The sequence below is a fragment of the Streptomyces spinosus genome (assembly GCF_020400655.1).
GTDB lineage: Bacteria > Actinomycetota > Actinomycetes > Streptomycetales > Streptomycetaceae > Streptomyces > Streptomyces argyrophylli.
Genome location: NZ_JAINRC010000012.1, coordinates 216406 through 228430 on the forward strand (window position 1 = coordinate 216406; position 12025 = coordinate 228430).

Sequence of the window (12025 nt, forward strand, 5' to 3'; positions counted from 1 at the left end):
CGGTCCGGGCGGAGCGGGTCAGCCGTAGACCGGGCCGGTGTACTTCTCGCCCGGCCCCTGGCCCGGCTCGTCCGGGACGATCGACGCCTCGCGGAACGCCAGCTGGAGCGACTTCAGTCCGTCGCGCAGCGGGGCCGCGTGGAAGGAGCTGATCTCGGTCGCGCTCGCGTCCAGCAGACCGGCGAGCCCGGTGATCAGCTTGCGGGCCTCGTCCAGGTCCTTGTACTTCTCGCCCTCCTCGCTGAGCCCGAGCTTCACGGCGGCGGCGCTCATCAGGTTGACGGCGACCGTCACGATCACCTCGACGGCGGGGACCTCGGCGATGTCCCGGGTCATCGCGTCGAAGTCGGGGGCCTCGGAAGACCCGGCAGGGGTGTCACTCATGCCCCACACCATAGGTGGTCGCGCCCGGCGCCCCTGAATTCGCCCTTGTCAAGCGATCCTGCTAATCTGGAGAACGACCGGCTGGACCTGATTGTGTCCGGCCCACAAGTGGAGGCTCCGATCTCCCACCCGACCGTCCCCCGGGACGGCGGGTCACCCGGTCAGGCGGCCGCCATCGTTCCGTACGGACGATGGAGTCGCCCGAAAGCGCGCCCCGCGGCATCGCGGCGGTGCTCCGGTCGTTTGGAGCCCCGCCTGTGATCGTCCGGGGCATTTTTTATGCTTCGGCGCGGTTAGGTCTCACGAAAAGAGACGTTACGCGGCTGTCCGCCAGACCGCCGTGTGGTGCTACCGAGGAGGATCCATCAGCGCCGAGCCCCGCATCAACGACCGGATTCGCGTTCCCGAGGTGCGACTTGTCGGTCCCAGTGGCGAGCAGGTCGGCATCGTGCCGCTCGCGAAGGCACTGGAGCTTGCGCAGGAGTACGACCTGGACCTGGTCGAGGTCGCGGCGAACGCCCGTCCGCCCGTGTGCAAGCTCATGGACTACGGGAAGTTCAAGTACGAGTCGGCCATGAAGGCCCGTGAGGCGCGCAAGAACCAGGCGCACACGGTCATCAAGGAGATGAAGCTCCGGCCGAAGATCGACCCGCACGACTATGACACCAAGAAGGGTCACGTCGTCCGGTTCCTCAAGCAGGGCGACAAGGTCAAGATCACGATCATGTTCCGTGGTCGCGAGCAGTCCCGCCCCGAGCTGGGCTACCGACTGCTGCAGCGGCTCGCGGAGGACGTCCAGGACCTCGGTTTCGTGGAGTCGAACCCGAAGCAGGACGGCCGGAACATGATCATGGTCCTCGGTCCGCACAAGAAGAAGACCGAGGCGATGGCCGAGGCCCGCCAGGCGCAGGAGGCCCGCAAGGCCGAGGCGAAGGCGAACCCCGGCAAGTCGCAGAACCCTGCCGAGGCCGCGGCGCCGTCCGAGGAGCCGGCCGAGGCGTGATCCCGGGGGATGTACGTCCCCGTACGTCCCCGAGGATGTAACCGAAAGATGAGAGCGACGCTCCACAGTGCCCGGTTTCACGACCGGGCACCGGAGCGCCACCGACGAGGAGATAACGGCGCTATGCCGAAGAACAAGTCGCACAGCGGTGCCAGCAAGCGCTTCAAGGTCACCGGCTCCGGCAAGGTGCTCCGTGAGCGCGCCGGCAAGCGCCACCTGCTCGAGCACAAGTCGTCCCGCGTCACGCGTCGCCTCACCGGCAACGCCGAGATGGCCCCGGGCGACGCCGCGAAGATCAAGAAGCTTCTCGGCAAGTGACGCGGCGGCGCGCTGAGCGCCGTGCGTCGGGACCGGGACCGAATCGATTCCGGGTCGTGTGAGGACCACCACGACCCCGCTACAAGGAGTTAACAAGTGGCACGCGTCAAGCGGGCAGTCAACGCCCACAAGAAGCGCCGGGCGATCCTCGAGCAGGCCTCCGGCTACCGCGGTCAGCGTTCGCGCCTGTACCGCAAGGCCAAGGAGCAGGTCACCCACTCGCTGGTCTACAACTACAACGACCGCAAGAAGCGCAAGGGCGACTTCCGTCAGCTGTGGATCCAGCGCATCAACGCCGCTGCCCGCGCCAACGGCATCACCTACAACCGCTTCATCCAGGGTCTGAAGGCCGCGAACGTCGAGGTCGACCGCAAGATCCTGGCCGAGCTGGCCGTGAACGACGCGAACGCCTTCGCGGCGCTCGTCGAGGTCGCGCAGAAGGCGCTGCCGTCGGACGTGAACGCGCCCAAGGCCGCGTGACGCCGCGCCGGCTCTGAGCCGACGCTCACTGGAGGACCCGCAGGCTGTATGGCTTGCGGGTCCTGTCGTTGGGCCCCTCGGCGGTCGTTTCGCCGACAGCCGGCGGGGGCTGGTCGCGCCCACGCGGCGGAGCCGCACATCGACAGAGCCCCGCGCCCCTTCGGGGGCGCCACGAGTTTGCGAAAGTACGAGGATGCCCCCCGCCACCCCTGAGCTCATCTCGCCCCGGTCCGCCCGTGTCTCCGCCGCCCGGCGGCTCGCCCGGCGGAACTTGCGGGGCAAGGACCGGCTGTTCCTGGCCGAAGGGCCGCAGGCCGTCCGGGAGGCGGCCGGACACCGGGCCGACGGCGTCCCCACCCTCGTGGAGCTGTTCGCGACCGTGGAGGCCGCGGAGCGGTACGCCGACATCATCGGCGCGGCCCGCGACGCCGGTGCCCGGGTGCACCTGGCCTCCGAAGAGGTCATCGCCGACATCTCCACCACCGTGACCCCGCAGGGCCTGGTCGGGGTCTGCCGGTTCCTCGACACCCCGTTCGAGGACATCCTCGCCGCCCGGCCCACGCTGGTCGCCGTGCTGGCGCACGTGCGGGACCCCGGCAACGCCGGCACCGTGCTGCGCTGCGCCGACGCGGCCGGTGCCGAGGCCGTCGTCCTCACCGACGCCTCCGTGGACCTGTACAACCCCAAGGCCGTGAGGGCCTCCGTCGGCTCGCACTTCCACCTGCCCGTGGCCGTCGGCGTCCCCGTCGAGCGGGCCGTGGCCGCGCTGCGAGAGGCCGGGGTGCGCGTCCTGGCCGCGGACGGGGCCGGCGACCGCGACCTGGACGAGGAACTGGACCGGGGCACCATGGGCGGGCCGACCGCCTGGGTGTTCGGGAACGAGGCCTGGGGGCTGCCCGAGGAGACCCGCGCCCTCGCCGACGCCGTCGTACGCGTCCCGATCCACGGGAAGGCCGAGAGCCTGAACCTCGCCACCGCCGCCGCCGTATGTCTCTACGCGTCGGCCCGTGCACAGCGCGCCTCCGGAGGGTGCCGCTCCGTCACCGAGAGCTAGTAGGGTGACCAGCGCGAGGCCCTGCGCCGTCTGAGAGGTGGGGTACGGGGATGAGTGTGGCCGGCACGAGCGCCGCGCCGGAAGGACGGGACGCGCGGGGCGCGCCCGCGTCCCGGTGCGCCGGCTCCGGCGTCGATCCCGATCAGCTGCCCGACGGCCTCGTCGTCGCCGACGCACACGGCCGAGTGACCTGCTTCAACGCCGCCGCCGCACGGATCACCGCGGTGCGGCCCGCCGACGCCCTCGGACAGATGCTGGACAAGGCGCTGCCACTGGAGGACCTGGAGGGGCGCCGCTGGTGGCAGCTCACCGATCCCTACGGCGGGCTCGCCATCCGGGTCCGGCAGCCGGAGCGCAACCTGCTGCTGCCCGGCGGCCGTGAGGTCCTCGTCTCCGCCCGCTACGTGCGCGACGCGCCGCTCGGGCCGGTGCGCAGCGTGGTCGTCTCCCTCCGGGACACCGAGGCCCGCCGCCGCACCGAGCGCAGCCACGCCGAGCTGATCGCCACCGTCGCCCACGAGCTGCGCTCCCCGCTGACCTCCGTGAAGGGCTTCACCGCCACCCTGCTCGCCAAGTGGGAACGCTTCACCGACGACCAGAAGCGCCTCATGCTCGAGACCGTCGACGCCGACGCGGACCGTGTCACCCGTCTGATCGCCGAGCTGCTGGACATCTCCCGGATCGACTCCGGGCGGCTGGAGGTGCGCCGCCAGCCCGTCGACATCGGGGCCGCCGTCTCCCGGCACATCCAGGCCTACGTCGCCGCCGGCCAGCCCGCCGACCGGTTCCTGCTGCGGATCGAGCAGCCGCTGCCCGCCCTGTGGGCCGACCCCGACAAGATCGACCAGGTGCTCAGCAACCTCATCGAAAATGCCGTGCGGCACGGCGAGGGAACCGTCACCATTGACGTCACGCCCAAGCCGTCCCCGCGCGAGGGCGAGGAAACCGGCACGTCGGTCACCGTGAGCGACGAGGGGCCCGGCATCCCGGAGGAGTCCATGAACCGCGTCTTCACCCGTTTCTGGAGGGGCAGCAAGCGCGGCGGCACGGGCCTTGGGCTGTACATCGTCAAGGGCATCGTGGAGGCCCACGGCGGCACGATCACGGTCGGCCGGGCCGCCGGCGGCGGCGCCGAGTTCCGATTTACGTTGCCCGTGAGCGCGCCGGCGTATCTCGCCTAGCGGCCCACGGGCCATTCGTCTACGTCCACCCCGTTAGACTCGGCCTTTGGCACCTTTGTGTCCTGCACGGCCCTCTACGCCGGTCACGGGGACCATCCGCCAGGGGGCACCTCCCAGCGTCAGCTGGGGGACAATCGGAAGCACGGGAAGAGATGTCGGCACCCAATAAGTCGTACGACCCTGTCGAGGTCGAGGCGTTGAAACCGGAAGAGATCGAGCGCATGCGGGACGAGGCGCTCGCCGCCTTCGCCGCCGCGGACTCCCTCGACGCGCTGCACGAGGCCAAGGTCGCCCACACCGGCCCCGCCTCCCCGCTGGCCCTCGCCAACCGCGAGATCGGCGCGCTGCCCCCGCACGCCAAGGCCGAGGCCGGCAAGCGCGTCGGCATGGCGCGCGGCGCCGTGAACAAGGCCCTCGCCGCCCGCCAGGCCGAACTGGAGGCCGAGCGGGACGCCCGCGTGCTGGTCGAGGAGGACGTCGACGTCACGCTGCCCTACGACCGCGTCCCGGCCGGTGCCCGCCACCCGCTGACCACGCTCTCCGAGCGCATCGAGGACATCTTCGTGGCCATGGGCTACGAGGTCGCCGAGGGTCCCCAGGTCGAGGCGGAGTGGTTCAACTTCGACGCCCTGAACATCGGCCCGGACCACCCGGCGCGCGGTGAGGCCGACACCTTCTTCGTCCAGGGGCCCGACGGCGGCGCCGACTCCGGTGTCGTGCTGCGCACCCACACCTCGCCGGTCCAGATCCGCTCCCTGCTCGACCGCGAGCCGCCGGTCTACGTGATCTGCCCGGGCCGCGTGTACCGCACCGACGAGCTGGACGCCACGCACACGCCCGTCTTCCACCAGGTCGAGCTGCTCGCCGTGGACGAGGGCCTGACCATGGCCGATCTCAAGGGGACCCTGGACCACATGGTCCAGTCGCTGTTCGGCGAGGGCATGAAGACCCGGCTGCGGCCGAACTTCTTCCCCTTCACCGAGCCGAGCGCCGAGATGGACATGCTCTGCTACGTCTGCAAGGGCGAGTCCGTCGGCAACCCCGACCGGCCCTGCCGCACCTGCTCCAGCGAGGGCTGGATCGAGCTGGGCGGCTGCGGCATGGTCAACCCGCGGGTGCTCACCGCCTGCGGCGTCGACCCGGAGAAGTACAGCGGCTTCGCCTTCGGGTTCGGCATCGAGCGGATGCTGATGTTCCGCCACAACGTCGAGGACATGCGAGACATGGTCGAGGGTGACGTCCGGTTCACCCGGCCGTTCGGGATGGAGATCTGATGCGGGTCCCGCTTTCTTGGCTGCGGGAGTACGTCGACCTGCCGGCGACCGAGACCGGCCGTGACGTCCAGGCCAAGCTCATTTCGGCCGGTCTGGAGGTCGAGACGGTCGAGCAGCTCGGCGCCGACCTCAAGGGCCCCCTGGTCGTCGGCCAGGTGCTGACCATCGAGGAGCTGGAGGGCTTCAAGAAGCCGATCCGCTTCTGCACCGTCGACGTCGGCCAGGCCAACGGCACGGGCGAGCCCCAGGAGATCGTCTGCGGCGCCCGCAACTTCCAGGTCGGCGACAAGGTCGTCGTGGTCCTTCCCGGCGCCACGCTGCCCGGCGGCTTCTCCATCGCCGCCCGCAAGACCTACGGCAGGACGTCCCACGGCATGATCTGCTCCAGCGACGAGCTGGGCATGGGCGACGACGGCACCCACGGCATCATCGTGCTGCCGCCGGAGACCGAGGTCGGCAAGGACGCCATCGAGCTGCTGGAGCTGGTCGACGAGGTGCTGGACATCGCCGTCACCGCCAACCGCGGCGACTGCCTGTCCATCCGCGGTGTCGCGCGCGAGACCGCCATCGCCTACGGCCTGCCGCTGCGCGACCCCGCCCTGATCGACGTCCCGGCGCCGAACGCCTACGGCTACCCGGTCCAGGTCTCCGACCCGTTCGGCTGCGACCGCTTCACCGCGCGCACGGTCACCGGCCTGCGCCCCGAGGCACGCTCCCCGATCTGGCTCCAGCGCCGGCTCCAGAAGGTCGGCATGCGCCCGATCTCGCTCGCCGTCGACGTCACGAACTACGTGATGATGGAGCTGGGCCAGCCGCTGCACGCCTACGACCGGTCCCTGGTCCAGGGCACGATCGGCGTGCGCCGCGCGCAGGAGGGCGAGAAGCTCGTCACCCTCGACGGCGTCGAGCGCACGCTGCACGCCGAGGACCTGGTCATCACCGACGAGCGCGGCCCCATCGGCCTCGCCGGGGTGATGGGCGGCGCCAACACGGAGATCGCCGACCACGAGGTGACCGAGGACGGCGTCAACGGCACGACGGACGTGGTCATCGAGGCCGCGCACTTCGACGCCGTCTCCATCGCCCGGACGGCCCGCCGTCACAAGCTGCTCTCCGAGGCGTCCCGCCGCTTCGAGCGGGGCGTCGACCCGCAGGCCGCCGCTGCCGCCGCACAGCGCACGGTGGACCTGCTGGTCCTCCTCGCGGGCGGTACGGCGGAGGCCGGTGTCACCGAGATCATCGCGCCCTCGGCCCCGCACACCATCACCCTCCCGGCCGGCCACCCGGACAAGGTCGCGGGCGTCGACTACGGCCGCGAGACGGTCGTACGCCGTCTCCAGCAGGTCGGCTGCGACGTGTACGGGCAGGACGAGCTGCTGGTCACCGTGCCGTCCTGGCGTCCCGACCTGGCCGACCCGAACGACCTGGCCGAAGAGGTCATCCGTCTGGAGGGCTACGAGAACCTGCCCTCCACGCTGCCCAGGCTGCCCTCGGGCCGCGGTCTGACCCACCGCCAGCGGCTGCACCGCCGGGTCGGCCGGGCGCTGGCCGGCGCGGGCTACGTCGAGGCGCCGAACTACCCGTTCGTCAGCGAGCAGGTCTTCGACCAGCTCGGCCTGGAGGCCGGTGACCCGGCCCGCCGCGTCGTGAAGCTGGTCAACCCGCTCAGCGACGAGGAGCCGGCGCTGCGCACCACGCTGCTGCCGGGCCTGCTCGGCGCCCTGCGGCGCAACGACGGCCGGGGCTCGCACGACCTCGCCCTGTTCGAGACCGGGCTGGTCTTCCTGCCGCGCGAGGAGTCGCACGGCGCCACGCACCTGCCCGTCGACCGGCGTCCCACCGACGAGGAGATCGCCGCGCTGAACGCCGCGCTGCCCGAGCAGCCCCGGCACGTGTCCGTCGTCCTCGCCGGCGCCCGCGAGCAGGCCGGCTGGTGGGGCAAGGGCCGTCCGGCCGACTGGGCCGACGCGGTCGAGGCGGCGCGTACCGTCGCCCGCGAAACCGGTGCCGAACTGGTCGTCCGCAAGGGCCAGTACGGTCCGTGGCACCCCGGCCGGTGCGCCGAGCTGGTGGTCGTCGCCGACGGCGGCGAGCGGGTCGTGGGTCACGCGGGCGAGCTGCACCCGCGGGTCCTCAAGGCCCTCGGTCTGCCCGAGCGCACGTGCGCGATGGAGCTGGACCTGGACGCCCTGGAGGCGGTGGGCGACGGCGTTCCGCAGGCGCCGGGCATCTCCACGTTCCCGGTCGCCACGCAGGACGTCGCCCTCGTCGTCGACAAGCCGGTACCGGCCGCGGAGGTCGAGGCGGCGCTGCGCGAGGGTGCCGGTGAACTGCTGGAGTCCATCCGGCTGTTCGACGTGTACGAGAACGCCGACCAGCTCGGGGAGGGCCGCAAGTCGCTCGCGTACGCGCTGCGGTTCCGGGCCGCCGACCGCACGCTGACCGTGGACGAGGCCTCGGCCGCGCGGGACGCGGCGGTCGCCCTCGCGGGTGAGCGGACCGGGGCGGTGCTCCGGGGCTGAACGCCCTCGCCAACTGCATAAATGCGGGTTGACCGACGGAAGCTCACTCGTTCGGGTGGGAAGTGAGGGTGATCCTCCCCGTCCGGGTCACGCCGTCGACAGAATCGGACCGGCCTTTCGGGGCCGGTCCGATTCCTCTGTCAGGCCCATATGGGGGACCAGAGGCATGATCCGCATCAAGGCACGGGCGCCCACCGGGCGGGTGGCAGTACTGCCCTCGGTCTGGGGAGCCGTCGCGGTCGGCTACAAGTTCGGCTGTCCGCTCGCCCAGCAGAACGGGCTCGGGGCCCGCATCGTCACCAGTGCCGTGTTCTTCGCGGTCGGCACCGGCCTCATAGTCCATGTCCGCCGCTCCCTGCTGCGGGAGCTGCGGCTCGCCCGGCGGGCGGCGAACGCCGCGCAGGACGTCGTCCTGCGTCCGCTGCCGCCGCGGCTCGACGGGATCGACGTCGCCGCCGCCCAGCTCTCCGCCGACCGGGGCGCGAGCGTCGGCGGCGATCTGTACGAGGCCGTCGCCACCGAGCACGGTGTCCGGGTGGTGATGGGGGACGTACGGGGGCACGGACTGCCCGCCCTCGGCACCGTCGCCGCCCTCCTCGGCAGCTTCCGCGAGGCCGCCCACGACGAGCCCGGACTCGACCGCGTGCTCCGCAGACTGGACCGCGCCCTCGCCCGCCACCTGCGCGAACGCGCCCGCGCCGAGCACCCCGCGCACGGCCCCTGCGACCTCGACCACCCCGTCGCCGAGGAGTTCGTCACCGTGCTCCTCCTGGAGATCGGCGGGGACGGCGACCTGCGCGTCCTCAACTGCGGCCATCCGTGGCCGTACGCGCTGCGGGGGACCAGGGTCGAGCAGCTGACCGGCGCGGACCCCCTTCCGCCGCTGGGACCGTTCCCGCTGCCGGCGGAGCTGGAGGTCCAGCCCTGCGGCCGGCTGCGTCCGGGCGAGTCGCTGGTCCTCTTCACGGACGGGGCGGAGGACGCCCGGGACGGCCGGGGCCGGTTCTTCTCGCTGCCGGAGGCCCTGCGCGCGGCCGTCCGCGACCAGCCCGTCTCACCCCAGAAGGTCCTGCGCACCGTCTTCACGGGCCTCCTGCGCCACACGCTCGGCAGGACGACGGACGACATCGCGGTACTGGTCCTGCGGAACGGCCGGCGAGGGGCGGGCCGCGACTCCCCGGGGGCGCGGGGCGACGGCATCAGCGACTCCGCCGCGTGCGCGGGCACGGCACCCACCCACCCGCAGCCCACGACGTACCGCTAGGGACCCGGCCGGGCCGCCGTCGTTCGAGGGGGAGCCGGCGGCCCGGCCGGCCTCTTGCGAGGCATCTCAGTCAACCGGATCGACACGCTCCGCAACAGCGCGCGTACGCCACGGATACGGGCACTCGGTTCACACCCCGTGTGAACGCCGGACCACTACGCTGAGCGCACCACGCCACTCGGGGGGCATCCCATGCAGCCCAACACCCTGCTCGACGCCATCCTGGACGAGGCGGGCATCTCGCACGCCGGCCTCGCCGCCCACGTCAACCAGGCGGGCCGCGCCCGCGGACTCGCGCTGCGCTACGAACACACCGCCGTGGCCCGCTGGTTGAAGGGCCAGCGGCCCCGCGGCCAGGTACCGGACCTGATCTGCGAGGTGCTCGCGGCACGGCTGCAACGCCCGGTCACGCTCGACGACATCGGGCTCGGCGTGCCCGGTGAGCCCAGCACCCCGCACACCGGTTCGCTGGGCGGGTTCGTGGAGCGGGCCACCGCCCTGTGGCGCTCGGACGAACAGCAGCGGCCCCATGTGCTGGGCGCCCCGGCCGTCACCGGGACCCCGGCGGTGATGCCGGTGTGGGAGTGGGAGAACCCGCCCGAGGACGTCGACGTCTCCCGGGGCGGCCGGCACCCGGTGACCGCGGCCGACATCGAGATGCTCCGCGCCGCCCGGACGCACTACGAGCAGATGTACCGCAAGACCGGCGGTGTCGCGACCCGCTCCCGGATCGTCGGGTTCCTCAACGCCGAGGCCGCGCCGCTGCTGCGCGGCAGTTACCCCGACGCCACCGGCCGTCAACTGCACCGGGCCACCGGCGGGTTGGTGGCGATCGCGGGCATCTGCGCGTACGACTCCGACGCGCACGGGCTCGCCCAGCGCTACTTCCACCAGGCGCTGCGGCTGGCGAAGGCAAGCGGTGACCGCGGTCTCGGGGCGTACGTCATCGCGCTGCTGGTCAACCAGTCCCTGTTCATGCGGGAGTACCGGCAGGCCGTCGCCTTCGCCGAGGCCGCGCTGCGCGCCGCCGGCCGGCACATCACCCCGGCGCTCGCCTCCGACCTGTACGCGATGCAGGCCAAGGCGTACGCGCACCTCGGGGACGGCACGAGCGCGCTGTCGTGCATCCGGCGGGCGGAGACGGCGGCCGAGCGGATCCGGCGGGGCTACGAGCCCGACGAGACCGGGTACGTCCAGCCGGGGCTGGTCAACGTCCAGGTGGCCGAGGCGCTGCTGAGCCTCGGGGAACTCGCCGCCGCCCGGGAGCACGCGGCGGCGGCCGTCGACAACCCGGCCCACGACCGGGGGCGGGTGCACCGGCTGGCCATGCTCAGCACCATCGAACTGCGCCAGGGCAACGCCGACAAGGCCGTCGCCACCGCCGTGCGGATGGCGGAGCAGGCACGGGGAATGGAGTCGCAGCGGCTGCGCGACAGACTGCGCGCGGTACGCGAGCACCTGGTGCGCTGCGGCTCGGCCGGCACCGCCGAAGCCGCCGAACTCATCGACGGGGCACTGCGCGTACCGCTGTAGGCCCCCTGTGGGCACACCGTCCCTGCTGCGATATTGCCACTTACTCGGCGGAAGGTGGCAGAACCGTGCAGTGGACGAAACAAAGCGAACAGACTGTCTATGAAAACCGCTGGTTCCGCGTCAATCTCGCGGATGTCGCGTTGCCGGACGGCCGGCACCTCGACCACTTCCTGATCCGGCTGCGCCCCGTGGCCGTGGCCACGGTCGTCAACGAGGCGAACGAGGTGCTGCTGCTGTGGCGGCACCGCTTCATCACCGACAGCTGGGGCTGGGAGCTGGCCGCGGGCGTCGTCGAGGACGGCGAGGACATCGCGAGCGCCGCGGCCCGGGAACTGGAGGAGGAGACCGGCTGGCGGCCGGGGCCCCTGCACCACCTGATGAGCGTGGAGCCGTCCAACGGCCTCACCGACGCCCGGCACCACATCTACTGGTCCGACCGGGGCGAGTACATCGGGCACCCCGTGGACGACTTCGAGTCGGACCGGCGGGAATGGGTCCCGTTGAAACTCGTCCCCGACCTGATCGCCCGTGGGGAGGTCCCGGCCGCCAACATGGCGGCCGCGTTACTCCTGCTGCACCACCTCAGGCTCGCGGAAGGCTAGGGCGCCGCGGCTAGCGGGCGGCCAGCGCCTGCCACACCGTCACCACGAGCGCACCGAGCGCGGTCAGCGCGGCGAGTGAGGGCAACGGCCAGCGTGCGTGTTCCAGCGAGGCCATCCGGGTGTTCAGCTCGTCCAGCTCCTTGGCGGTCTCCTCGGTACGGTGACGCAGCAGCGCCAGTCCTCCCTCGACACGGGCGTAGGCCACGTCGAGGCGGCGCCGTAACTCTGCGAGTTCTCCATGGACCACGGGATGCTCCGGTTCGGCGGTCACAGGTCCGCTCCTTTCGGTGGTCGAAATGGATGGTTCCGCATCCCTTGCATGCGCATGATGAGTCAACTCGCCTGGTGGGCGCGTGGGGAGCGTGTGTGGCGGGCATATGCGTGCCCGGCGCGCACACGGTGTGTGAAAC

General features: G+C 71.9%; 12 protein-coding genes. 10 read left to right on the top strand and 2 right to left on the bottom strand.

From position 1 onward, the window contains the following. Positions 1 to 18 precede the first annotated feature (18 nt). Positions 19 to 384, bottom strand: a complete 366-nt coding sequence (locus LG395_RS23520) for a DUF1844 domain-containing protein (protein WP_171157984.1) — start codon at positions 382 to 384, stop codon at positions 19 to 21. Positions 385 to 724: 340 nt separating this feature from the next. Between LG395_RS23520 and infC the strand changes: the two genes are divergently transcribed. From infC to LG395_RS23570, 10 genes are all read left to right on the top strand, one after another. Next, the gene (infC, locus tag LG395_RS23525; RefSeq protein WP_132786483.1) at positions 725 to 1387 is read left to right on the top strand and encodes a translation initiation factor IF-3; all 663 of its coding nucleotides are present in this window, start codon (positions 725 to 727) and stop codon (positions 1385 to 1387) included. A 123-nt stretch (positions 1388 to 1510) separates the two neighbouring features. Further along, positions 1511 to 1705 (top strand): 50S ribosomal protein L35, encoded by a 195-nt coding sequence (rpmI, locus tag LG395_RS23530; protein ID WP_004933563.1) that lies wholly within the window; start codon positions 1511 to 1513, stop codon positions 1703 to 1705. A gap of 96 nt (positions 1706 to 1801) precedes the next feature. After that, positions 1802 to 2185, top strand: coding sequence for a 50S ribosomal protein L20 (rplT, locus tag LG395_RS23535; RefSeq protein WP_006141703.1), 384 nt, complete (start codon positions 1802 to 1804; stop codon positions 2183 to 2185). A gap of 193 nt (positions 2186 to 2378) precedes the next feature. Next, positions 2379 to 3239, top strand: coding sequence for a TrmH family RNA methyltransferase (locus LG395_RS23540; protein ID WP_171157986.1), 861 nt, complete (start codon positions 2379 to 2381; stop codon positions 3237 to 3239). 50 nt (positions 3240 to 3289) lie between these two features. After that, positions 3290 to 4420, top strand: a complete 1131-nt coding sequence (locus LG395_RS23545; protein ID WP_225811107.1) for a sensor histidine kinase — start codon at positions 3290 to 3292, stop codon at positions 4418 to 4420. Between the two features lie 152 nt (positions 4421 to 4572). After that, on the top strand, positions 4573 to 5694 hold the full coding sequence (gene pheS, locus LG395_RS23550; protein ID WP_171157991.1) for a phenylalanine--tRNA ligase subunit alpha: 1122 nt from the start codon (positions 4573 to 4575) through the stop codon (positions 5692 to 5694). Beyond that, complete coding sequence (pheT, locus tag LG395_RS23555; RefSeq protein WP_225811108.1) at positions 5694 to 8216, top strand: phenylalanine--tRNA ligase subunit beta; 2523 nt, start codon at positions 5694 to 5696, stop codon at positions 8214 to 8216. Before pheS ends, pheT begins: the two co-directional genes overlap by 1 nt. Before the next feature lie 166 nt (positions 8217 to 8382). Further along, positions 8383 to 9480, top strand: coding sequence for a PP2C family protein-serine/threonine phosphatase (locus LG395_RS23560; protein ID WP_225811109.1), 1098 nt, complete (start codon positions 8383 to 8385; stop codon positions 9478 to 9480). Positions 9481 to 9672: 192 nt separating this feature from the next. Next, a complete protein-coding gene (locus LG395_RS23565; RefSeq protein ID WP_225811110.1) occupies positions 9673 to 11013 on the top strand; it encodes an NsdA family TPR-like regulatory protein in 1341 nt (446 codons plus the stop codon). Between the two features lie 65 nt (positions 11014 to 11078). After that, positions 11079 to 11615 carry an NUDIX hydrolase gene (locus LG395_RS23570; protein ID WP_171157999.1) on the top strand — a complete coding sequence of 179 codons (537 nt, stop codon included), beginning with the start codon at positions 11079 to 11081 and terminating at the stop codon, positions 11613 to 11615. Between the two features lie 10 nt (positions 11616 to 11625). Here LG395_RS23570 and LG395_RS23575 read toward each other — a convergent pair whose 3' ends face one another. Next, the gene (locus LG395_RS23575) at positions 11626 to 11886 is read right to left on the bottom strand and encodes a hypothetical protein (protein ID WP_171158001.1); all 261 of its coding nucleotides are present in this window, start codon (positions 11884 to 11886) and stop codon (positions 11626 to 11628) included. Positions 11887 to 12025: the final 139 nt, after the last annotated feature.

Excerpts from the sequence above, each read along its gene's own strand:
- LG395_RS23520 (WP_171157984.1), bottom strand. The coding sequence starts at position 384 with ATGAGTGACACCCCTGCCGGGTCTTCCGAGGCCCCCGACTTCGACGCG.
- rpmI (WP_004933563.1), top strand. The coding sequence starts at position 1,511 with ATGCCGAAGAACAAGTCGCACAGCGGTGCCAGCAAGCGCTTCAAGGTC.
- LG395_RS23540 (WP_171157986.1), top strand. The coding sequence starts at position 2,379 with ATGCCCCCCGCCACCCCTGAGCTCATCTCGCCCCGGTCCGCCCGTGTC.
- LG395_RS23545 (WP_225811107.1), top strand. The coding sequence starts at position 3,290 with ATGAGTGTGGCCGGCACGAGCGCCGCGCCGGAAGGACGGGACGCGCGG.
- pheS (WP_171157991.1), top strand. The coding sequence starts at position 4,573 with ATGTCGGCACCCAATAAGTCGTACGACCCTGTCGAGGTCGAGGCGTTG.
- pheT (WP_225811108.1), top strand. The coding sequence starts at position 5,694 with ATGCGGGTCCCGCTTTCTTGGCTGCGGGAGTACGTCGACCTGCCGGCG.
- LG395_RS23560 (WP_225811109.1), top strand. The coding sequence starts at position 8,383 with ATGATCCGCATCAAGGCACGGGCGCCCACCGGGCGGGTGGCAGTACTG.
- LG395_RS23565 (WP_225811110.1), top strand. The coding sequence starts at position 9,673 with ATGCAGCCCAACACCCTGCTCGACGCCATCCTGGACGAGGCGGGCATC.